Source organism: Olleya sp. Hel_I_94 (assembly GCF_007827365.1).
Taxonomy (GTDB): domain Bacteria; phylum Bacteroidota; class Bacteroidia; order Flavobacteriales; family Flavobacteriaceae; genus Olleya.
The window spans coordinates 891500-913475 of the sequence record NZ_VISI01000002.1; the positions used below are offsets into that span (position 1 = coordinate 891500).

A 21976-nucleotide genomic window follows, 5' to 3' on the forward strand; every position below is an offset into this window, starting at 1 on the left:
GTTTCGAATGGTTGGTTAACATGCACAAAAAAAACTATAAATTCAATAGTAAATGATTTTTTTTTTACGTTTTTTGTTCACATATTTGCCAAGCTAACAATCAGAGTTGTCTTATTGCTATTATAGGGACAAATTAACTAATAAAAAATACTTTTTAAAATTAACATGAGTGTAACTGCGCAAACGGTCTGGAATAACTGTCTTCTATTTATAAAGGATAATATCCAACCACAAGCATACAAAACTTGGTTTGAACCAATCGTCGCGGTTAAACTAACAGACAATGCATTAAGTATTCAAGTCCCTAGTAAATTTTTTTACGAATGGTTAGAAGAGCATTACGTTAAATTATTAAAAGTCTCTTTAACTAAAGAGTTAGGTGAAACTGCCAAACTAGTTTACATTATAAAAATGGAAAACACGTATGGTAATAAACAACCCTTTACAGAAAAAATTCCGAGTTCAAATAGAAGTGCTGTCAAGTCGCAAAACGTTGACGTACCTTTAAATAATAAAAATCCGGAATTAAGAAATCCATTTATAATTCCTGGAATTAGAAATGTAAAAATTGAATCTCAACTTAATCCAAACTATAATTTTGATAACTTTTTAGAAGGTGATTCAAACCGTTTAGCGCGTAGTGCAGGTTTAGCAGTCTCTGCAAAACCAGGAGGAACATCTTTTAATCCATTATTAATTTTTGGTGGTGTTGGTTTAGGAAAAACACATTTGGCTCACGCTATTGGTGTTGATATAAAAGATAAATACCCAGAAAAGACTGTTTTATATATTTCTGCTGAAAAATTTACGCAACAATATATTGACTCGGTTAAAAAGAACAACCGTAATGACTTTATACACTTTTATCAATTAATAGATGTATTGGTTATTGATGATGTACAGTTTTTATCTGGTAAGTCTGGTACACAAGATGTCTTTTTCCACATTTTTAATCATTTGCATCAAAACGGAAAACAAGTTATTTTAACAAGTGACAAGGCTCCTGTAGATATGCAAGATATTGAGCAACGTTTATTATCAAGATTTAAATGGGGATTATCTGCCGAGTTACAAACTCCAGATTTTGAAACACGTGTATCCATATTAAAAAACAAATTATATAGAGATGGTGTAGAAATGCCTGAAGATATAATTGAATATGTTGCTAAAAACATAAAATCTAATATTAGAGAGCTTGAAGGTGCCATTATTTCATTAATAGCTCAATCTTCTTTTAACAAAAAAGAAATTAATATAGAGTTAGCTAGACAGGTTGTCGAGAAGTTTGTTAAAAACACAAAACGTGAAGTTTCAATAGATTATATACAAAAAATAGTATCAGATTATTTCCAAATGGATGTGGATACTTTACAATCTAAAACTAGAAAACGTCACATTGTACAAGCTAGACAGTTAGCCATGTTTTTTGCTAAAAAGTTCACTAAAGCCTCTTTAGCTAGTATTGGTTCTCAGATAGGAAAACGTGATCACGCTACAGTATTACATGCTTGTAAAACGGTTGATAATTTATCAACTACAGACAAGCAGTTTAGAAAATACGTGGAAGATTTAACGAAAAAACTTTCGGTTTAATTTTATTTTAAATGACTAAAATTTTAATGGTATGCCTAGGAAACATTTGTCGTTCTCCTTTGGCTGAAGGCATCCTACAATCTAAATTAGATAACCATTTATATTTTGTAGATTCTGCAGGAACAAGCAGTTACCATATAGGTAACAAACCAGACCCTAGATCCATTGCTATTGCAAAACAAAAAGGGATCGATATTACCCAACAACAAGCTAGACAATTTGTAAAACAAGATTTTTTAGACTTTGATATTATTTATGCTATGGACAATTCTAACTATAATAATATTATAGCTTTAGCAGAAAATGATATTCAAAAATCAAAAGTAAATCTAATATTAAACGAAAGTCAACCAAATCTAAATTTAGACGTACCAGATCCATATTATGGTGGTGACAAAGGGTTTGAAACTGTATTTAATATGCTTGATGATGCATGTAATGAGATTAAAATTAGATTAAGTAAACTAACATAAGTTTTATATATTTATAAACTATGACTAAAGGCAAATTATATTTAATTCCGTGTACACTTGGCGAGTCCAATCCATTTCATGTTTTACCTGCTCAGGTAAAAACGATTATTGATAGTTTGGATACTTTTGTTGTTGAAAACTCCAAAGCAGCTAGAAAATTTATAAAATCTATAGCTCCTGAAAAACCACAATCTAGCTTAACCCTATTTGAATTAAATAAATTTACCGAAGCTGCAGATTTACCTAATTTTATACAGCCTTGTTTAGAAGGTAAAACTATTGGTTTAATATCTGATGCTGGTTGTCCTGGAATTGCAGATCCTGGAGCTGACATTGTTAGTTTAGCTCATAAAAATGACATCCAAGTTGTTCCATTAGTTGGACCATCCTCTATCCTACTTGCTATGATGGCTTCTGGTATGAATGGTCAAAGTTTTGCTTTTAATGGTTATTTACCTATAGATAAAGGAGAGCGTAAAGCAGAATTAAAACGCTTAGAACGTTTAAGTTTTGAACATAACCAGACACAGTCTTTTATTGAAACACCTTACCGAAACAATAAATTATTAGAAGATTTATGTAACACATTAAGCGAAAACACAGAAATTTGCGTGGCGTGTGATATAACATTACCTACTGAGTTTATTAAAACAAAAACAGTAAATCAATGGAAAAAAAATAGTGTTGACCTACATAAAAGACCAACACTATTTATAATACACAAAAGCTTTTAAGCGCTTTCATATTTTACTCTAACCTTTTTAACAGGTTTAATTAACGAGGTATCATAACCCGAAAACTTTTTCATGTAATACTTAATAGTTGCACCATTTGCATCTGCAAAACCGGTTTCGCCATAACTTCTAAGAAATTTTTTAACACTACCTGGACCAGCTAAATGTGCAGCTGCAAGTATACCAGACTCGGTTACCTTCACACCTTTAATAAGTTTTCCTTTAAAACGTTTAATATCCTTACGCAAAACCCATTTATTACGCTGCGTATTTGCTATAAATGCTTTTTCTTGTAATTCTGGATTGTTTAAAAAGAATTGTGGATGATGGATACCTAATACTTTTAAGGTACTTTTCCCAAATTGATATTTACCTAAGTAACCAAATTGGTTAACTCTAAAATAATCATTTTGAGACTCCTTAAAACCTAAAGCTTCTTTAAAACCCGTAAATGATTTTCCTAGATGTGGCGAAAAAATTTTTTGTTGATTTATTGCTAAATCCTGACTCTCTAAATCATTAATATCGTATCGCTCAATTAGTTTTGCATTACCTTCTGTTTGGTCAAAGACAACTAATACTAATATTGATATTGTAAGTACTATTGATATAAACTTTCCAATATTTTTTTTCATTTGTATTGATTTAAAAGTCTATAAATTAATAAGGGATAGACTTAAATTTCAGCGTGCAAATATACGAAAAAAAATTAAATACTGATAATCAATATGTTAACTTATGTTAAAAGTACAAAAGGTGTCCTTTTACCTTTCCATTGTCATTTAATTGAATTGTAGGAAAAGGAATTTTTATAACGTTTACAACGTTAAAAACTTGTTTTAAAAATGTAGAATTAGTTTTAATTTTGGTTAAGTCCATATCTAAACTTAAATAAAATTGTCTGCTTCGTTTTTGGTTAGTAAAATCTAAATTTTGAAGACTAGCATTACCATACAATAAGCCATCAACACCATAACCTAATGCTACATTTAACCATTTAGGTAATTTTGTGTCTTTAAAAAATGACTGTATGTTGGCACTTAACCAATAGGTTTGTCCATTATAATCTTTAATAATCTCTTCAAGTAAACCTTTACCCAATTTTTCAGGATTTTGATTAGCGTAAGGACTTTGACTAAAAGAGTATTTTAATTGAATGCGTTGTTCATCCCAAAGTAATTCTTGTCCAATATATAAACCTGCTCCAGCTGCATTTGCTGTAAAATCTCCCCAAGAAAAACCCCATTCTTCTGAAAAACCATCTAAAACTTCGACAGCTGTTAAAAATGAAAAACCTATTGTTGCGCCATATAACAACTGATTTTTTTTGCTAACACCACTCCAATTTAAAGTTTGAGCTCCAAATTTACCAAGTTGATAGGCAGAAAAACTGTGACCTAATTTATCCATTTTAAACCACTCAGAATTATCGTTTGTGGTATGAAATTTTGAACGTTCATAATCTGAATACCATAACGTATTTAAACCAACAATTGACAAAGTGGCCAAACTGGTTTGAGTAATTATTAAACCTTGTTTACGTTTTGTATTAAGGGTATCACTAGGTTTAAAAAACGAGTCGTCATCAATTTGCCCTAAAGCTAAAATTGAAGTCAAAGAAAGTAATAAAGTGATTATTTTATTCAAAAAAAATTATCTGTTAACACCTTGACTATTAATCCAACGTACATATTCGTTTTTATTGGCATTATGTTGACTTAAGGTTTTAGCAAATTTATGATATCCAAAGTTTTGCACATTAGCGACAAAGTAATAGTAATCATGAGATTCTGGATTTAGTACAGCATCAATTGCTGACACATCAGGCATTGTTATTGGACCAGGAGGAATACCAGCATATTTATACGTGTTGTATGGCGAATCAATTTCAAGGTCTTTATATAACACACGTTTTATAATTTGATCAAAATTGTTTTCTTTTAACTTTTTAGAAAATATCACAGTAGGATCTGCTTGTAATGGCATTCCTTTTTTTATTCTATTTAAATATACTCCAGCTACTCGTGGTCTTTCGTCAACTTTAGCAGTTTCTTTTTGTACGATGGATGCTATGGTCATAACCTCGTTAACGGATAGGTTTAAAGCTTTACGCTTTGTTTGTCTAGTGGTATTCCAAAAACGATAATATTCTTTTAACATACGTTCTCTAAAACCTTCGGCTGACGTATTCCAAAAAAACTCATAACTATTAGGTACATACATATTTAAAACTGTTGCATCTGTAAACTTATGCTCTTTTAAAAAAGTATTATCCGTCATTACAGATAAAAGCTGTAAACTATCCGGTTCAATTTGTTGTGCTATACGACCTGCAAGATTTTGTATACGCTCTTGATTGTTAAAACTTAATTTAATTGGAATGTTTTTACTTCTAATTGAGTTTATAATATCATTATTACTCATGTTTTTAGTAATAGCAAAACGTCCCGCTTTTATATTAGTTGTGTATTTTTTTTGCTTTGCTAAAGCATCAAAACTGTCAATATCTTTTAATAAAGGGATCAATTGCGCTCTTACTTGATCGTAATTTGCATTAGTTGGAACATATATATAAGCTTTGTCGTTATTAAAAGCTGTATTTTTTTCAAACATGGCTCCATAAATAAAATAGGCAAAATAAGCTGCTACGACTAAACCAATTAAGGCAATAGCTAATAAAATTTTTTTAATGTACATCTGTATTAATCAATTGAAATAAATATTCGTTTTTAAAGTGACCGTTTAAATAATTCCAGTCTTTTTTTAATCCTATTTTCTTAAAGCCTTGACTTTTAAAAAGTGCTAAACTTGCAGTATTATCTTCACTTATATTACAATATAACTGATGTAAATCTAAATGTTTAAAACAATAATTAGTCAATAATTGCAAAGCTTCTTTACCATGCCCTTTTTGTCTATTAGCAGTATCTTTTACTAAAATACCAATACCTGCTCTTCTGTTTTTATAATCAAAATCAAAAACATCAATCATTCCTATTGCATCTTCATCTTTATTACAAATGACCAATCGTAATTGTTTGACTTCATAAATGTCCTTGTGTGCGTGGTCTAAATACTGTTTGATAAGGTATTTGGAATATGGTGTTATCGTGTTGCTAATTTCCCAAATGGATTCGTCATTTTCTATTTGGTGTATAAATGACAAATCTTCAGGCTCTAAGGCTCTTAAATTTATATGTTTACCTTGTAATGTTAGCATGTAATTTCGCCTTTAAAAACCTGTTTTGCAGGTCCTATTAGCATGACGTTTTTATAAACATTTTCTGTTTTTGTAAAAGACACTTTTAACTGTCCACCTTGTACATTAAGATTTACTGTGGACGCTGTACTTTGACCTGTCTCATGCATGGCTATAGCGACTGCTGTTGCACCTGTACCACAAGATAAAGTTTCATCTTCTACTCCTCTTTCATAGGTTCTTAACGCAAAAGTATCTTCGTTAATTTTTTCAACAAAATTTACGTTGCTTCCTGCTTTATTATAAGGTTGTCCATATCTAATTTTTGAACCTTCCGTTTTAACATCAAAATTAACTAAGTCCTCAACAAACTGAACGTGATGTGGCGATCCTGTGTCTAAAAATTGATGTTGTTTAAAGACTTCAATGGTATCAACATCTTTCATTTGTAGATGTATTAAACCATCTGTCAATTTTGCATAATGCAAACCGTCTATCGCTTCAAAAGTGGTTTCATGTTTTACAATCTGCAAAAATTCCGCGAAAGCGACAATACAACGTCCACCATTACCACACATTGTACTTTGGTTTCCGTCTGCATTGTAATACACCATTTTAAAATCTACAGATGGGTGATTTTCTAGTAAAATTAGCCCATCTGCTCCTATTCCAAATCTACGATCACATAAAAATGCAACAAGTTTGGTATTATTTTTGTCGAATAAGTTTTGCCTATTATCAATCATGACAAAGTCATTACCTGTTCCTTGATATTTATAAAAAGTCAATGTCATTGGGCTGAAAAATTGAATGACAAATATAAGTTTTTTCAGTTGTTAAAACGTCGTTAAAGTTGAAATAGACATTCAATATTTAATTAATTTTAATCGTTATCTAATAAATCTAAACTAAGTATTTTATGAAGAAGATGTTAACTTTGGTTTTAGTTTCGGTATTAGGAGGTGCAATTACCCTAGGAACATACAAAACCTTTCTTGAAAAAGACAACGCACAAATTGCAACAAACACAATACAGGATAATCCTGTTTTTTTACCTACCAATTATAAAACAACCACAACTGCTTTAGCTGCTAATGATGGTATTAGCTTTACCAATGCTGCAGACAAAACAGTACATGCTGTGGTACACGTTAAAAATGTGGCATTAAATACAGCACAACCTACATTACAAGACTTATTTTATGGTCGTGTACCTCAAAAAAGGCAACTTGGTACTGGTAGTGGTGTAATTATTTCACCTGATGGTTACATTATTACTAATAATCATGTTATTGAGGACTCACAACAATTAAGTGTTACCTTAAATGACAATCGTACCTTAACAGCTAAAATTATTGGTACTGATCCAAAAACAGACATTGCATTATTAAAAGTTGAAAGTGACGAGCAATTACCTTATACAACGTTTGGTGATAGTGATACTGCTAAAATTGGCGAATGGGTTTTAGCTGTTGGTAATCCGTTTAACTTAACATCCACAGTTACTGCAGGTATTATTAGTGCTAAATCTAGAGATTTAAGTGGACAAAGCACACAGTCTTTTATCCAAACAGATGCTGCTGTTAATCCAGGAAACTCCGGAGGAGCCTTAGTTAATACTGCTGGAGAATTGATTGGTATTAATACAGCAATTACTTCTCAAACAGGTTCTTATATTGGTTACTCTTTTGCTGTACCTAGTAATATTGCTAAAAAAGTAGTACAAGATATTATGGAGTTTGGTAATGTCCAAAATGGTATTTTGGGTGTTATTGGAGGTTCATTAAATAGTACGTATGCAGAAAAATTAGGTGTGGCAGAAACCGAAGGGTTTTACGTGGATGACGTTGAGGAAGACACTGGAGCTGCTGAAGCTGGTATTAAAAGTGGTGATATTATTAAAATGATTGATAATATTAAAATTAAAAAATTCTCGGATTTAAGAGGCTTTTTGGATGCCAAACGTCCTAATGATGTTGTTAACGTAACTTTATTACGTGATGGACAAACTAAGGAGGTTGCTGTTACTTTACTAAAAAACAACACCTATATTTTACCTGTTATTGGTGTTATTAAAAATGCAAAACCAGAAGACTTAAAAAAATACAAAACTAAAAATGGTGTAAAAATCACTAAAGTAAATGGTACCTATGGTCAATATTTACAAAGGGAAGGTATTGAAGCTGGTAACATAATTACTGCCATTAATAACATAAAAGTAAATACTATTGAAGATGTTGATAACGTTTTAAAAAACAGAGACACGTATCAACCATTAAGCATCGAGCTAATAAACTCCAAAGGAGAGAAAAACAGATATGGTTTAAGATAATTAATTATCCAACCTAAATAGAAAGCACTTAATTAGTAAAATTAAGTGCTTTTATTTTTTTATACTTTTTCCTTTACGAAATCGTTTGAAATCAATACTTTTGCCGAAAATTTACATAATAAATTAACAACACACACTAAATAATTTAAAATGTCCATTAACGAAACTTACGAAAACGAATTAGCGTTTCAAGCAGACAGAAGACGAGCTACCGTAGAATTTATTAAAATTGTTAGCGATTTATGGTATGACAAATCTATCGAATTGGTGATTTTTAGAAACCAATTAATTGACAGAAATGTATCCGAAATTTTAAACCTGCATGAATATGCTGGCGAGTTTGTACAAAAACCAATCTCAATTTTTGATTCTGTAGAGATTGCACAAGCTATCAAAACTTTAGATGTACCTCCTGCTAAATTAGATATTGGTAAATTAACGTATGAGTATCATTTAGAAGAAAAAAAATACAGCAATGCTTTAGCTTTTGTATCCAACAAGCTTAAAGGTGCTAGTAAAACTAAAGATATCACACCTAAAGATGTGGTACTTTATGGATTTGGTCGTATTGGTCGTTTAGTAGCTAGAGAGCTTATGACACGTACTGGTAAAGGAAGTCAATTACGTTTACGTGCTATAGTAACACGTGGTAAATTAGATGCTACTGTTTTAGAAAAACGTGCAGCTTTATTACGTAACGACTCTGTACATGGTGATTTTTCTGGTACTGTAACTACAGATATCAAAAACGAAGCTTTAATTATTAATGGGACAACTGTAAAGATAATTAATGCTAACCAACCAGAAGACATCGATTATACCAAATATGGGATTAACAATGCACTAATCATTGACAATACAGGTGTATTTAGAGATAAAGAAGCATTAACAAGATTAAAAAATTCTCCAGGTGCTGATAAAGTATTATTAACTGCTCCAGGAAAAGGGATTCCAAATATTGTTTATGGTGTTAACCATCTAGAAAATGATCCTGATAAGATAGACATCTTCTCTGCTGCCTCTTGTACAACAAATGCGATTACTCCTGTTTTAAAAGCAATGGAAGACACCTATGGTGTAAAAAGCGGACACTTAGAAACGATACATGCTTACACAAACGATCAAAACTTAGTAGACAACTTCCACAGTAAATACCGTCGTGGTCGTGCTGCTGGTTTAAACATGGTAATAACAGAAACTGGAGCTGGTCAAGCGGTTTCAAAAGCATTACCAAGCTTTGAAGGTAAGTTAACCTCTAACGCCATTCGCGTACCTGTACCAAATGGGTCTTTAGCCATTTTAAATTTAGAACTAAGCTCTAAAGCTAGTATTGATAGTATTAATGCAACATTAAAAAAATATGCATTAGAAGGTGACTTAGTTGAACAAATTAAATACGAAATGAGTGACGAGCTAGTGTCTACAGACATAATAGGTAGCTCTGCACCTTCTATTTACGACAGCAAAGCAACCATTGTTAGAAAAGATGGAAAAAATGCAATACTATATGTATGGTATGATAATGAGTATGGTTACAGCCACCAAGTAATTAGATTAGCTAAGCATATTGCTAAAGTAAGACGTTTTACATACTACTAACATCCAAATTTTAATTACAAACGTATATATAAAAGCCTCGCAATTGTGAGGCTTTTTGTTATATTTAAGCCTTATAGCAAACCTTTTTTTTATATTTTCGCAAAGACGAAAGACAACAAACACAATACAATGCGTAAAACAAATTTTCTATTAGCAGCTTTTTTCCTATTACTTTTTACTTTTACTGCTACTGCACAAACTGAAACCGAAGAAGAAGATGACAAACTATCATTAGATTCGGGAACTTTAGAAAACCAATTTGAATATCTAACAAAAAGATCAAACAACTGGAGAGATGCACGTGGACAGTCTTATGAAGTTGTTAGAAACGAATGGATTGAAAAAATTAAATCGCACACTTTAGATTCGCTAAAAGCACTAAAAAAAGAATTATTAGACACTCAAAACAAAGTAGCTTCTCAAAGTCAAGAAGTAACGCAATTAAAAAGTAGCTTAAGCAATACAAAAACCAACTTAGAAGAAACAAACCAAGAAAAAGACAGCATGTCTCTATTTGGATTACAAATGAGTAAAGTTGGATACAACACATTATTATGGTCAATCATTGCAGGATTACTAGCCTTTCTATTTTTCTTTATCTATAAATTTAAAAACAGTAATGCTGTAACTAAAGAAGCTAAATTAAGATTAGAAGAAACCGAAGAAGAGTTTGAAGAACATAGACGTAATGCCTTAGAGCGTGAACAAAAAGTAAGACGCCAACTTCAAGACGAACTTAATAAAAACAGGAATAGTTAATTAGCTATTAAGTACGATAATTTAAAACTGTAAATTAATTTTTACAGTTTTTTTATGCTCAAAATTGAAATTAACAAATTGCTAAAAACACAAAAAAGACACATAAACTTGTCTAAATGTAAAATAAACTTTACATTTATTGAAACATAAAACAATTTAGACATGAAAACACATTATCTCTTATCAAACAACTTTAAAATTATAGGATGGGTAATTTTTAATATTGGGCTTACTAACAGGAATAATATTTTATAAAACTATTTTAGATGGTGAATTATTACAAACTAATGTACTGGTCTTGTATAATTCTGATCGTTTTTTTGACAATAATAATGGTTTCTTTAAAATAATCGAAAATGGTATTTTAGATGAAATTGTTGCTATATTAATTATTGTTGGTGGTTTAATTGTAGGATTTAGTAAAGAGAAAATAGAAGATGAATTTATTTTTCAGTTAAGAAAAACATCATTAGTTTGGGCAATTATATTTAATTATATAGTTTTAATATTTGCAATTGTATTTGTTTACAATATGACCTTTTTTGAAGTTTTAATCTTTAACATGTTTACACCTTTATTATTTTTTATAATACGTTTTAATTTTCTTAAATATAAATCTAGAAATTATGACGAATAAAATTAAAGTACATCGTGCTATTCATAATTTAACACAAGCAGATTTAGCGAATAAAATAGGTGTTAGTAGACAAACCATAAATGCAATGGAAAAAAATAAATACGTACCGTCTACAGTTTTAGCTCTAAAATTATCTAAAGTTTTTAACGTTTCTGTACATGATATTTTTGAACTTGAAGAAATAGACTAAAAAAAAAGTGCAATCTAATAGATTGCACTTTATTATAATTTAATAATCTTTAGATTATAATCCTCCCCATTCTTTTAAAGAGTCTTTATTCATCTTAATATAATCAGCATTACCTGCTTTTTCAGCAAGTGCCAAAGACGCTTTAGCAGCTTTAATAGCTCCTTTTTTATCTCCTGCTTTTGCATTAATTAAAGACTGTTGACGTAACACCCAAAACTTAGGAGCATCTTTATACATATCTACTGCAGTATTCATCCAAGTTACAGCTTGATTGATGTCCTTACCTGACTCAAAATAGTAACGTGCTGCAGCATAATAATCATCTGCACTAGGACCATTCATTGTTTTAGCAATAGCCTCAGTAACTACTTTATCTGTTGCAACCTCAAATTTTACAGCTACATAAGCTTTTTCCCACATAATTCCTAAAACTGCAGAATCGTTTGTTAAGTCATCAAATGACATAGTAAACGTTTCAATATCCATAGGTAAAGTATATACTTCTGCAGATACTTTAGCTGCTACTTTTGATTCATCTAAAGTTTTTGGTGCTCCCCAATTATTAGTATCGTTGTAAAATATAACGTCCCAACTAGCTGCATTTGGTGTTGTAAATACTGCATAAGACCCAGCTTTTAAAGCTTGTCCACCAACAGTTACATCTCCACTAAAAGTTATAATAGTATTTTTATTTGCTCCTGTTCTCCATAATTGTCCAAAAGGTACTAAGTTTCCAAAAACTTCACGACCTCTCATTGATGGTCTAGAATATTCTAATGTAACATCTGTAAGACCAACTTTTTGTTCAATCTTTTGAAACGGACTAGGTTGAGGCGTCTCAATTTGTGCATTAACAGCAAATGATACTGTTAGCAACATAATTAATGTAAATAATTTTTTCATGGTTATATTTTTTGATTTTAATTAGCGTAAAATTAAGCATAAGTATAACCTTGTTTGTTAATAAAACCTTAAAAAAAGAGTAATCTATTTCTAAAATCAAACAATTAATCGTAATATTGCGATGTACAAATATGTAAACATTATGGGATTAATTAAAACCGAAAAATTTTCAGAGTCACAAAACCAAATTGCACTTTTTGCAAAAGCATTTGGACATCCTGCTAGAGTAGCCATTATACAACATTTGTTTAAAATTAATGCCTGTGTGTGTGGTGATTTGGTAGAAGAGATTGGCTTAGCTCAACCTACTATATCTCAACATTTAAAAGAACTAAAAAACTTAGGTTTAATACAAGGTACTATTGAAGGTACTAGCGTTTGCTATTGTATAGACAAAGACAGTTGGACAGCCATGAAAACACTTTTAAATGGCTTTTTTGACAACAATTTAGACAGCAACTCGTGTTGCTAAAAACAAAATATTAATCATAATAACACATTAAATTATGACACTTTCAGAAATTAAAAAACACTTATCACAATTAGAAACTATTTCTTTTACACTACCTGATGGTAGTTTAGTTCCAAACCATTTTCATGTTACTGAAGTCGGACAAGTAGCTAAACACTTTATTGATTGTGGTGGAACTGTAAGACAAGAAAAAAAAGTAAGTTTCCAACTTTGGAATGCAGATGATTATGATCACAGATTACATCCTGAAAAATTAGTTAAAATCATAGAGTTGTCTGAAGAAATATTTAACCTAGAAGGTTTAGATATTGAAGTTGAGTTTCAAGGAGAACAAACCATTCAAAAATTTGGTTTAGAATTTAAAAACAATACCTTTCAACTAACATCATTAGTAACGGATTGTCTTGCAAAAGATAAATGCGGAATCTCAGAACCAAAACAAAAACTACAATTTTCAGACATGCAAGCAGGAGACTCTTGCGCACCAGGTTCTGGATGTTGCTAATATGCAAATCATTACCATAAATAAAGCCAATTTCTCAGAAGTACAATCTATTTATCAACAGGGTATTGCTACAGGAGTTGCAACGTTTGAAACAGTTGTACCTGATTGGGAGTATTGGAATAACAACCACTTACCTATTGGTCGTATTTTAGCAATAAAAGACGACCAATTTTTAGGTTGGGCGTCTTTAAGTGCTGTTTCAAAAAGAAAAGTATATTCTGGCGTTGCTGAAGTTAGTGTTTATGTGTCAAAACATTTTAGAGGGCAAAAGGTTGGAGATTTCCTGCTAAAAAAGCTAATTAAGATTAGCGAACAAAATAATATTTGGACGCTACAAGCTGGAATAATGAGAGCAAATACTGCTAGTCTAAAATTACACACCAATAATCAATTTAGAATTATTGGCTTTAAAGAAAACATTGGACAATTACATGGTCTGTGGATGGACAATATAATGCTTGAAAGACGTAGTAAAACAGTAGGTATTTAATCGTTTTAGAGCAACATGCACAAAGTCATGTTAAATTTTGTTTAACAATAACCAAACATCGTTAAACATTTTGTATCTTTATGCTATCAAATTTTCACAGGATGGCAAAAAAGAAAAATATAAGCAGTAACGACATTATTTCATTTTACATGGATTATGTCTTAGAACATAACGAGCAACCAAAATCAGTATACGCATTTGCGAAGCTCAATAATTTTGAGGAATCTAAATTTTATGAGCACTTCGGAACATTTGATGCTATAGAAAAAGGCATCTTTAAAGCCTTTTTTGATAACACACATCATGCCTTAGAAGCTAGTGAGGATTATGCACACTTTGAGCCTAGAAATAAATTACTAAGCTTTTATTTTACCTTTTTTGAAAACCTTACCGCTAACAGAAGTTATGTGGTGTATGCTTTACATAAACACAAAAATAGTCTAAAAGGTTTTGCTGCTTTATCAGAACTTAAAACAAGTTTCATACACTATATAAAAGATTTAGGTATCGAGCTTATTGATGTTAAGCAAGAACAGCTAAACAAAATTCAAGACAGAGGGCTTAAAGAAACTGCATGGTTACAATTATTATTAACCATGAAGTTTTGGATGGATGATACTTCTGCTTCATTTGAAAAAACAGACATTTTTATAGAAAAATCTGTAAACACAAGTTTTGATGTACTAAATGTTATGCCCCTAAAAAGTATTATTGACTTTGGAAAATTCATCTTTAAAGAAAAAGTTAAGATGAATAATTAAAATTATCCTAAGCGAAATTCTTAAAAAACAACGACTTCCAATTGTCATTCAGAGCAAAAAGAAGTTTCTAAAACTTCTGGATACTTATTATTACTAAAATCCACAACTATTGAAAACGATAGACAAAATACCAACTTCAAAAATTTCTAGAGCAACTAAACTTGTTACTACTGGAGCAAAAGTTGGTGTTAATTACCTAAAATACTATGGTGATAAAATCACCAAAACTGAAGCCGAAGCTAAAGCGAGACTTAACGAAAACAATGCTGAAGACATCTATGATGGTTTAAAGCAATTAAAAGGAAGTGCGCTTAAAGTAGCACAAATGTTAAGCATGGAAAAAAGTATTTTACCACAAGCTTATGTAGAGAAGTTTTCGTTGGCACAATTTTCTGTACCACCACTTTCTGCGCCTTTAGTTAGTAAAACTTTTAAAAAATATTTCGGGAAATTACCAAGCCAAATTTACGACACTTTTAATCTAAATTCTGTAAATGCAGCCAGTATTGGACAAGTGCATTTAGCCGAAAAGAATGGGAAAAAACTTGCTGTGAAAATTCAATATCCAGGTGTTGCAGATAGCATTGCTAGCGATTTGGCTATGGTAAAACCTATTGCCATAAAAATGTTCAATATTAAAGGAAAGGACTCTGATAAGTACTTTCAAGAGGTAGAAAACAAATTAGTAGAAGAAACTAATTATATTTTAGAAGTTGAGCAAAGCAAAGCAATTGTAGCAGCTTGTAAGCACATCCCTAATTTAAAGTTTCCAAACTATTACGAAGCATTATCTTCCGAGCGTATTATAACTATGGACTGGATGGAAGGCGAACACCTTTCTGAATTTACTGCATACAACACAGATCAAAATAAAGCAAACCAATTAGGACAAGCCCTTTGGGATTTTTATATGTACCAAATGCATGTTATCAAAAAAGTACATGCAGATCCACATCCAGGAAACTTTTTAGTATCTAAATCTGGCGATTTAATTGCTTTAGATTTTGGATGTATGAAAGAAGTACCTCAAGATTTTTACGTGCCTTATTTTGAATTAGCAAAACCAGAGGTAATCAACAATAAAGAAGCGTTTACCGCTAAAATGTACGAATTAGAGATTTTAAGAGAAGAAGACACTCAAGAAGAATTAGATTTTTTCTCGGCAATGTTTCATGAGTTATTAAGCTTATTTACAAAACCTTTTCACGAGGAAAGTTTTGATTTCTCAGACCCTAAATTTTTTAACGCTATTTCAGAAATGGGACAACGTTACAGTAAAAGTACAGAATTAAGAAAAATGAATGGAAACCGAGGTTCTAAGCACTTTATTTACATAAACAGAACCTTCTTTGGTTTGTATAATTTAATGTTTGATTTAAAAGCAAAAGACGTTCAAATTAACAATTACAAAACGTTATAAATGGCTTATTTTAATTTAAAACAGATTCAGGAATTAGAGCATTTATATAAAATTAATTTAATTAATAGTTGCTCTGGTTTTAAAAGTGCTAATTTAATTGGCACAAAATCTACCAAGGGACAAGAAAATGTAGCTGTATTTAGTTCGGTAACACACATTGGTAGCAATCCGCCTTTATTGGGCTTTTTTTGCAGACCAACAACGGTAACACGTCACACGTATGACAACATAAAAAAGACAGGCGTTTATACTATAAATCACATTGATTTAAACAATTTTGAAGACGCACATCATACCTCTGCTAAATACGACCAGTCGATTTCAGAATTTGATATGACTGGTTTAGAATCAGAATACAAAGATAATTGTAAAGCGCCATTTGTAAAAAGGGCTCCAATCCAATTAGAAATGAAATTTATTGAAGAATATCTAATCCAAGCAAATAACACCATATTAGTAATCGGAGAAATTCAAGGCTTGTACATTAATGGTGATTTATTAGAAGATGATGGATTTATAAATCTATCCAAAGCAAATATTGCTGCCATTAATGGTTTAGATGGATATACAATCCCTAAATTAGAAAAACGCTTAGAATACCAAAGACCTAAAAAATAAATAAAAAGAAGAAAATAGTTTGAAATAAAACCAACTATTTCAGATAGAAAGTTCCAAATTTCGACACAGTCGGAATCATCAATTTGGAGAAATAAAGAGTGAAGTAACGTAACTGCGAAGCAAAGCTTCAAGCATGAAATTTCGAGAACGAATGTTCCGCAGGAATTTCCTCAAAATGATTTGAATTTTTGGTTCGTTTTGTTTCAAGACAAAATGAACAGAAATAAATAAAATTACATAAACTAAAACCAAACCCATGAGAATATTAGTAACAGGAGCAACAGGTTACATTGGTAAGCGCATTATCCCGTTACTATTAGAGCAAGGACACACAGTAGTTTGTGCAGTTAGAGGTAAATTACGTACAGAACGTAAATATTCTGAAGAAGAAAATTTACACGTTATCGAGGCTGACTTTCTAAAGCCTGAAACTTTAAGTAATATTCCAAAAGATATTGATGCTGCCTATTATTTGATTCATTCTATGTCAAATTCGGTAGATCAATTTCATCAAATGGAAGAAGACTGCGCAGTTAATTTCAAAAACTATATTGAAACAACTAACGCTAAACAAGTCATTTATTTAAGTGGTATTACAAACGACACCAAATTATCCAAGCATTTATTATCTAGAAAAAATGTCGAAACAACCTTACAATCCCAGCACTACGCCTTAACTGTTTTTAAGGCAGGTATAATTGTAGGTTCTGGAAGTGCTAGTTTTGAAATTATAAGAGATTTAGTAGAAAAACTTCCTGTAATGGTAGCTCCAAAATGGTTAAATACAAAAACACAACCTATTGGCGTTAGAGATGTATTAACATTTTTAATTCGTGGTCTAGGAAACACAGAATTATACAATACTTCACACGATATTTTTGGACCAGAAGTCATGACATATAAGCAAATGTTATTAAAATTTGCTGAAGCCAGAAAATTAAAGCGCTACATATTAACTGTACCTGTAATGACCCCAAAACTATCCAGCTATTGGCTATATTTTGTAACGTCAACGTCTTATAAATTGGCTTCATCATTAGTAAATAGCATGGGAATTGAAATTATAGGCGAAAAAAGTAACATCAACCAATTATTAGACGTCACTCCTATGTCCTACAAACAAGCTGTAGAATTAGCTTTTGTAAAGATTGAAGGTAACGATATTATTTCAAGTTGGAAAGATGCACTTATTAATAGTCGATTTAAAAAACGAGCCTCCACACAATATTTAAAAGTACCAAAACATGGTTGTTTTACAGACATAAAAGAACGTAAAGTAAAAGACGAGCAGTGTACACTTGAAAAAATCTGGGCTATTGGTGGCGAAAACGGTTGGTATTACGGTACGTTTTTATGGAAAATCAGAGGTTTTTTAGATAAACTAGTTGGTGGTATTGGTTTACGTCGTGGACGTACTAATAAAACTAAAATTAAAACTGGAGATGCTTTAGACTTTTGGCGTGTCCTTTTAGCAGACAAAGAAGAACAGCGTCTAATACTCTTTGCGGAAATGAAACTTCCCGGAGAAGCCTGGTTAGAATTTAGAGTGGCCAAAGGTAAAGTTTACCAACGTGCTACTTTTAGACCTAGAGGATTGGCTGGTCGTTTGTATTGGTATAGCGTACTCCCTTTTCATGGTTTTATTTTTAAAGGGATGATTAACAAATTAGCCAATGCCTAAAAATATAAAAAAACAAAACCTTCCAACCAAAACATGCCCAACCTGCCAATTACCTTTTACTTGGCGTAAAAAATGGGAAAAGAGTTGGAATGACGTAAAATATTGTAGTGAAAAATGCAGACGAAACAAAACAAAAACAGCTTAGTTTGGTTTAAAAACGACTTAAGAACTCAAGATAATATTGCACTTAAAAATGCAATAGAAAACAACACATCTACTATTGCTGTTTATTGTTTTGACCCAAGACAGTTTAAATTATCTCCCTTTGGGTTTAAAAAGACAGAAAACTTTAGAGGGCAGTTTTTAATTGAGACTATAACGGATTTAAAGCAACAGTTAAAGCAGCTTAATATTCCGTTGTTCGTTTACACGGAAACTCCAGAACATGCCATCCATGACTTAGTTAAACTACATAACATTTCGGCTATTTATCTTCAAAAAGAATGGACAGACGAAGAGGTTTCTGTTATCAATCAAGTAAAAGCTAATCTTACAGATGACATAGAATATATTGAAACTTACGACCAGTTTTTATACCATCCGGAAGATATTCCGTTTAAAACGGAAGCATTGCCTCACGTATTCACACAATTCAGGAAACAATGCGAAAAACTAAGTACAATCAGACCTTTAAACGTCACTAATTCAGCTACAGCTGAAAACTTCAACATAACAAACACCACAACAATTCCGACTTTAAAAGATCTAGGATTGGATGCTATTACTCCGCATCCTAATAATGCGTTTCCTTTTAAAGGAGGAGAAACCGAAGCTTTAAAACGGTTAAATAATTATTTTTTCGAAACCAAAAAACTAGGCTTTTATAAAAAAACTAGAAATGGATTAATAGGTACAGACTTTAGCTCTAAGTTTTCGCCATGGTTAGCAAACGGAAGTTTGTCTGCAAAACAAATTTATTACCAAGTCAAACGTTTTGAAAACCAACATTTAAAAAATGAATCTACGTATTGGCTAATTTTTGAATTGATTTGGCGCGATTATTTTAAATACGTGTCCTTAAAACATGGTAACCAACTATTTAAAATAGGTGGCATTTTAAACAAGCAATACGACTGGTCTACAAATCAAACAAAAATTAAACAATGGATTGATGGTAACACAGCAGAACCTTTTGTTAATGCTAACATGCTTGAGCTTAAAAAAACAGGTTGGATGAGTAATCGTGGACGACAAAACGTTGCCAGCTATTTTGCAAAATCTTTAGAATTAGATTGGCGTATTGGAGCAAGTTATTTTGAAAGTATGCTTATAGATTATGATGTGCACAGTAACTACGGAAACTGGATGTATGTTGCAGGCGTCGGAAACGATCCAAGAGACCGAAAATTTAACGTAAAACTCCAAGCAGAACGCTATGATACTAACGGGAAATATCAACGCTTATGGCTGCAAGATATCCTTTTTTAAACACATTAGCTTCAGTGATTTAATAGTCACGAGCGTAGCGTGTCAAGACAATTATAACACAAAACTTATACAGTTGCAAACTCCTTCCTTTAGCTAAAGCAAGGTGGGTTTTCTTAAAAAAACTCGGAAGGTTTGACCTAAAAGGCGAAGCACTTTTAAAAATATACAAAAAAATTAAACAAGCACTTCGACTGCGCTCAGTGTGACATAAAACAGAAAGCACAACACCATCGTCAGTCTGAAATCAGTCCAAGATCACAACGGTTGCAAACTCCTTCCTTTAGTTAAAGGAAGGTGAGTTTTCTTCAGAAAACTCGGAAGGTTTGACCTAAAAGGCGAAGCACTTTTAAAATAAATAAAAAAACTAATTACCATTGAAAACATTAAGACTAATACTTGGCGACCAACTAAACAGTAAACACAGCTGGTACAAAAACACTCCGGAAAATACAGTGTATTGTTTGTTCGAAATGCGTCAAGAAACCGACTACGTTACTCATCACATCCAAAAAGTTATTGGTTTTTTTGCTGCCATGCGTGATTTTGGTCAACATTTAAAAGACCAAGGTTTTACTGTACAATATTTAAAATTAGACGACAGTAAAAACACGCAAAGCTTAACAGACAACCTTAAGTTACTAATTGAAGAACATAACATTACTAAATTTGAATATCAATTACCTGACGAATATAGATTAGACCAGCAATTGTCAACTTTTTGTAAATCGTTAGATATAGATACAGAAGCATTTTTAACAGAACATTTTTACACAAAACGTCTAGATTTAAAACAGTTTTTTAAAGGTAAAAAACAATACCTAATGGAAAATTTTTATCGTGATATGCGTAAAAAACACGATATACTAATGGTTGCAGGACAACCTGAAGGCGGTAAATGGAATTACGATAAAAGTAACCGCAATAAATGGAAAGCAGAACATCCTATTCCGCCTTACAAATATTTCAAAAACGATATTGAAGCTATTGTAACGCTAATAGAAAAAGAGGATATTAAAACCATAGGTACTTTAGACACCAAAACCTTTAGTTATCCTATAAATAGGCAACAAGCACTAGAGCAACTTAAATATTTTTGCGAAGTATTGCTAATTCATTTTGGAGATTACCAAGATGCCATGCACACAGACCAAGTTTATTTATTTCATTCTAGGTTATCTTTTGCAATGAATCTAAAATTAATTTCGCCTAAAAACGTAGTCGATACTGTACTTAATTATTGGCGCAAACATGGCGACGATATAAATATTAGTCAAGTAGAAGGTTTTATTAGGCAAATTTTAGGTTGGAGAGAATATATGCGTGGCATGTATTGGGCTTTAATGCCAGAATATAAAACGCTTAATTATCTTGAAAACAACAATAATTTACCAGATTTTTATTGGACAGGAAACACAAAAATGAATTGCCTTAAACAATCCATTAACAATAGTTTGGACAATGGTTATGCACACCATATCCAACGCCTAATGGTTACTGGTAATTTTGCATTATTAGCACAAATACATCCTGACAAAGTGGACGCTTGGTATTTGGGTATTTATGTGGATGCTGTAGAGTGGGTTCAGCTTCCTAACACCAGAGGAATGAGTCAATTTGCAGATGGCGGAAAAATAGCAACAAAACCCTACGTATCTAGCGGAAGTTACATACATAAAATGGGAAATTACTGCGACAGTTGCCACTATAATAAAAAAGAAAAATTAGGAGACAAAGCATGTCCTTTTAATAGTTTGTATTGGAATTTTTTGGATGACAAGCGCAAACAATTAGGTGACAATTTCAGAATGAAAATGATGTATAGCCTATTAGATAAAATGGAAGCCAAACAATTAAGTAGCCTAAAAGAAAGAGCACAACAAATTATTGAAAATCCTGATAGTTTTTAAAAAACATCTCGATACAATTTTTAGAGAAAAACTAAAAACCACTCGATGTGACGATTACGATAAAATAATAACAGAAACTAAAAAACAAAATAATCACACAATCGTCACTTCGAGTGATTTGTGAGACACGAACAAATTGTATCGAGAAGTAATAAAACAGTAAAGAAACATCTCGATACAACTTTAAGTAAAAAACTAAACATCACGCGATGTGACGATTACGTAAAAGAATAGATAATAACAGAATTAAAAACGTAAAACAATCACACAACGTC

The 21976-nt window shown here is 31.5% G+C and carries 24 protein-coding genes; 18 read left to right on the forward strand and 6 right to left on the reverse strand.

Annotated elements, in window-relative coordinates:
* Positions 1-165: 165 nt before the first annotated feature.
* From dnaA to JM82_RS07095, 3 genes are read left to right on the forward strand one after another with little or no spacing between them, the layout of a single operon-like run.
* A complete protein-coding gene (gene dnaA, locus JM82_RS07085; RefSeq protein ID WP_028281850.1) occupies positions 166-1593 on the forward strand; it encodes a chromosomal replication initiator protein DnaA in 1428 nt (475 codons plus the stop codon).
* A gap of 11 nt (positions 1594-1604) precedes the next feature.
* Positions 1605-2066: a low molecular weight protein-tyrosine-phosphatase gene (locus tag JM82_RS07090; protein WP_145002016.1), complete on the forward strand. Its 462-nt coding sequence runs from the start codon at positions 1605-1607 to the stop codon at positions 2064-2066.
* A 20-nt stretch (positions 2067-2086) separates the two neighbouring features.
* Positions 2087-2800: an SAM-dependent methyltransferase gene (locus JM82_RS07095; protein WP_145002017.1), complete on the forward strand. Its 714-nt coding sequence runs from the start codon at positions 2087-2089 to the stop codon at positions 2798-2800.
* Here JM82_RS07095 and JM82_RS07100 read toward each other — a convergent pair.
* The 5 genes from JM82_RS07100 to dapF all read right to left on the reverse strand — a co-directional run bounded on the left by JM82_RS07100 (position 2797) and on the right by dapF (position 6793).
* Entirely contained in the window at positions 2797-3435 is a 639-nt protein-coding gene (locus tag JM82_RS07100) for a peptidoglycan-binding protein LysM (protein ID WP_145002018.1), read from the reverse strand. The genes JM82_RS07095 and JM82_RS07100 overlap by 4 nt on opposite strands.
* 106 nt (positions 3436-3541) lie before the next feature.
* Positions 3542-4447 carry a DUF2279 domain-containing protein gene (locus tag JM82_RS07105; protein ID WP_145002019.1) on the reverse strand — a complete coding sequence of 302 codons (906 nt, stop codon included), beginning with the start codon at positions 4445-4447 and terminating at the stop codon, positions 3542-3544.
* A gap of 6 nt (positions 4448-4453) precedes the next feature.
* On the reverse strand, positions 4454-5497 hold the full coding sequence (gene mltG / locus JM82_RS07110) for an endolytic transglycosylase MltG (RefSeq protein WP_145002020.1): 1044 nt from the start codon (positions 5495-5497) through the stop codon (positions 4454-4456).
* Entirely contained in the window at positions 5487-6020 is a 534-nt protein-coding gene (locus tag JM82_RS07115; protein ID WP_145002021.1) for a GNAT family N-acetyltransferase, read from the reverse strand. The genes mltG and JM82_RS07115 overlap by 11 nt, the downstream gene beginning before the upstream one ends.
* Positions 6014-6793, reverse strand: a complete 780-nt coding sequence (gene dapF / locus JM82_RS07120; RefSeq protein WP_145002022.1) for a diaminopimelate epimerase — start codon at positions 6791-6793, stop codon at positions 6014-6016. Before dapF ends, JM82_RS07115 begins: the two co-directional genes overlap by 7 nt.
* 125 nt (positions 6794-6918) lie before the next feature.
* Here dapF and JM82_RS07125 point away from each other — a divergent pair, with 125 nt between their 5' ends.
* The 5 genes from JM82_RS07125 (at position 6919) to JM82_RS07145 (ending at position 11516) form a co-directional block, all read left to right on the forward strand.
* The gene (locus JM82_RS07125) at positions 6919-8331 is read left to right on the forward strand and encodes a trypsin-like peptidase domain-containing protein (protein ID WP_145002023.1); all 1413 of its coding nucleotides are present in this window, start codon (positions 6919-6921) and stop codon (positions 8329-8331) included.
* A 150-nt stretch (positions 8332-8481) separates the two neighbouring features.
* Entirely contained in the window at positions 8482-9930 is a 1449-nt protein-coding gene (locus JM82_RS07130; RefSeq protein ID WP_145002024.1) for a glyceraldehyde-3-phosphate dehydrogenase, read from the forward strand.
* A 129-nt stretch (positions 9931-10059) separates the two neighbouring features.
* The gene (locus JM82_RS07135; RefSeq protein WP_145002025.1) at positions 10060-10689 is read left to right on the forward strand and encodes a tRNA (guanine-N1)-methyltransferase; all 630 of its coding nucleotides are present in this window, start codon (positions 10060-10062) and stop codon (positions 10687-10689) included.
* Between the two features lie 223 nt (positions 10690-10912).
* Positions 10913-11326 (forward strand): hypothetical protein, encoded by a 414-nt coding sequence (locus tag JM82_RS07140; protein ID WP_261375333.1) that lies wholly within the window; start codon positions 10913-10915, stop codon positions 11324-11326.
* Positions 11316-11516 (forward strand): helix-turn-helix transcriptional regulator, encoded by a 201-nt coding sequence (locus tag JM82_RS07145; protein WP_028291374.1) that lies wholly within the window; start codon positions 11316-11318, stop codon positions 11514-11516. Before JM82_RS07140 ends, JM82_RS07145 begins: the two co-directional genes overlap by 11 nt.
* A gap of 54 nt (positions 11517-11570) precedes the next feature.
* Here JM82_RS07145 and JM82_RS07150 read toward each other — a convergent pair whose 3' ends face one another.
* On the reverse strand, positions 11571-12419 hold the full coding sequence (locus JM82_RS07150) for a DUF2911 domain-containing protein (RefSeq protein ID WP_145002026.1): 849 nt from the start codon (positions 12417-12419) through the stop codon (positions 11571-11573).
* A 142-nt stretch (positions 12420-12561) separates the two neighbouring features.
* Between JM82_RS07150 and JM82_RS07155 the strand changes: the two genes are divergently transcribed.
* From JM82_RS07155 to JM82_RS07200, 10 genes are all read left to right on the forward strand, one after another.
* The gene (locus tag JM82_RS07155) at positions 12562-12891 is read left to right on the forward strand and encodes an ArsR/SmtB family transcription factor (protein WP_145002027.1); all 330 of its coding nucleotides are present in this window, start codon (positions 12562-12564) and stop codon (positions 12889-12891) included.
* Between the two features lie 34 nt (positions 12892-12925).
* Positions 12926-13396, forward strand: a complete 471-nt coding sequence (locus tag JM82_RS07160; RefSeq protein WP_145002028.1) for a DUF6428 family protein — start codon at positions 12926-12928, stop codon at positions 13394-13396.
* Position 13397: 1 nt separating this feature from the next.
* Entirely contained in the window at positions 13398-13886 is a 489-nt protein-coding gene (locus JM82_RS07165) for a GNAT family N-acetyltransferase (protein WP_145002029.1), read from the forward strand.
* Between the two features lie 101 nt (positions 13887-13987).
* The gene (locus tag JM82_RS07170) at positions 13988-14647 is read left to right on the forward strand and encodes a TetR family transcriptional regulator C-terminal domain-containing protein (RefSeq protein ID WP_145002030.1); all 660 of its coding nucleotides are present in this window, start codon (positions 13988-13990) and stop codon (positions 14645-14647) included.
* A gap of 109 nt (positions 14648-14756) precedes the next feature.
* Positions 14757-16067 carry an ABC1 kinase family protein gene (locus JM82_RS07175; RefSeq protein WP_145002031.1) on the forward strand — a complete coding sequence of 437 codons (1311 nt, stop codon included), beginning with the start codon at positions 14757-14759 and terminating at the stop codon, positions 16065-16067.
* Positions 16068-16685, forward strand: a complete 618-nt coding sequence (locus JM82_RS07180; RefSeq protein WP_145002032.1) for a flavin reductase family protein — start codon at positions 16068-16070, stop codon at positions 16683-16685.
* A 256-nt stretch (positions 16686-16941) separates the two neighbouring features.
* The gene (locus tag JM82_RS07185) at positions 16942-18366 is read left to right on the forward strand and encodes an SDR family oxidoreductase (RefSeq protein WP_145002033.1); all 1425 of its coding nucleotides are present in this window, start codon (positions 16942-16944) and stop codon (positions 18364-18366) included.
* The gene (locus JM82_RS07190; protein ID WP_090840598.1) at positions 18359-18511 is read left to right on the forward strand and encodes a DUF2256 domain-containing protein; all 153 of its coding nucleotides are present in this window, start codon (positions 18359-18361) and stop codon (positions 18509-18511) included. Before JM82_RS07185 ends, JM82_RS07190 begins: the two co-directional genes overlap by 8 nt.
* Entirely contained in the window at positions 18481-19794 is a 1314-nt protein-coding gene (locus JM82_RS07195; RefSeq protein WP_145002034.1) for a DASH family cryptochrome, read from the forward strand. The genes JM82_RS07190 and JM82_RS07195 overlap by 31 nt, the downstream gene beginning before the upstream one ends.
* 374 nt (positions 19795-20168) lie before the next feature.
* Positions 20169-21701 (forward strand): cryptochrome/photolyase family protein, encoded by a 1533-nt coding sequence (locus tag JM82_RS07200; RefSeq protein WP_145002035.1) that lies wholly within the window; start codon positions 20169-20171, stop codon positions 21699-21701.
* Positions 21702-21976 lie beyond the last annotated feature (275 nt).

Excerpts from the sequence above, each read along its gene's own strand:
- JM82_RS07145 (WP_028291374.1), top strand. The coding sequence starts at position 11,316 with ATGACGAATAAAATTAAAGTACATCGTGCTATTCATAATTTAACACAA.
- JM82_RS07160 (WP_145002028.1), top strand. The coding sequence starts at position 12,926 with ATGACACTTTCAGAAATTAAAAAACACTTATCACAATTAGAAACTATT.
- JM82_RS07100 (WP_145002018.1), bottom strand. The coding sequence starts at position 3,435 with ATGAAAAAAAATATTGGAAAGTTTATATCAATAGTACTTACAATATCA.
- JM82_RS07170 (WP_145002030.1), top strand. The coding sequence starts at position 13,988 with ATGGCAAAAAAGAAAAATATAAGCAGTAACGACATTATTTCATTTTAC.
- mltG (WP_145002020.1), bottom strand. The coding sequence starts at position 5,497 with ATGTACATTAAAAAAATTTTATTAGCTATTGCCTTAATTGGTTTAGTC.
- JM82_RS07180 (WP_145002032.1), top strand. The coding sequence starts at position 16,068 with ATGGCTTATTTTAATTTAAAACAGATTCAGGAATTAGAGCATTTATAT.
- JM82_RS07115 (WP_145002021.1), bottom strand. The coding sequence starts at position 6,020 with ATGCTAACATTACAAGGTAAACATATAAATTTAAGAGCCTTAGAGCCT.
- JM82_RS07095 (WP_145002017.1), top strand. The coding sequence starts at position 2,087 with ATGACTAAAGGCAAATTATATTTAATTCCGTGTACACTTGGCGAGTCC.
- JM82_RS07195 (WP_145002034.1), top strand. The coding sequence starts at position 18,481 with ATGCAGACGAAACAAAACAAAAACAGCTTAGTTTGGTTTAAAAACGAC.
- JM82_RS07125 (WP_145002023.1), top strand. The coding sequence starts at position 6,919 with ATGAAGAAGATGTTAACTTTGGTTTTAGTTTCGGTATTAGGAGGTGCA.
- JM82_RS07165 (WP_145002029.1), top strand. The coding sequence starts at position 13,398 with ATGCAAATCATTACCATAAATAAAGCCAATTTCTCAGAAGTACAATCT.
- dapF (WP_145002022.1), bottom strand. The coding sequence starts at position 6,793 with ATGACATTGACTTTTTATAAATATCAAGGAACAGGTAATGACTTTGTC.
- JM82_RS07185 (WP_145002033.1), top strand. The coding sequence starts at position 16,942 with ATGAGAATATTAGTAACAGGAGCAACAGGTTACATTGGTAAGCGCATT.
- JM82_RS07155 (WP_145002027.1), top strand. The coding sequence starts at position 12,562 with ATGGGATTAATTAAAACCGAAAAATTTTCAGAGTCACAAAACCAAATT.
- dnaA (WP_028281850.1), top strand. The coding sequence starts at position 166 with ATGAGTGTAACTGCGCAAACGGTCTGGAATAACTGTCTTCTATTTATA.
- JM82_RS07090 (WP_145002016.1), top strand. The coding sequence starts at position 1,605 with ATGACTAAAATTTTAATGGTATGCCTAGGAAACATTTGTCGTTCTCCT.
- JM82_RS07130 (WP_145002024.1), top strand. The coding sequence starts at position 8,482 with ATGTCCATTAACGAAACTTACGAAAACGAATTAGCGTTTCAAGCAGAC.
- JM82_RS07135 (WP_145002025.1), top strand. The coding sequence starts at position 10,060 with ATGCGTAAAACAAATTTTCTATTAGCAGCTTTTTTCCTATTACTTTTT.
- JM82_RS07150 (WP_145002026.1), bottom strand. The coding sequence starts at position 12,419 with ATGAAAAAATTATTTACATTAATTATGTTGCTAACAGTATCATTTGCT.
- JM82_RS07190 (WP_090840598.1), top strand. The coding sequence starts at position 18,359 with ATGCCTAAAAATATAAAAAAACAAAACCTTCCAACCAAAACATGCCCA.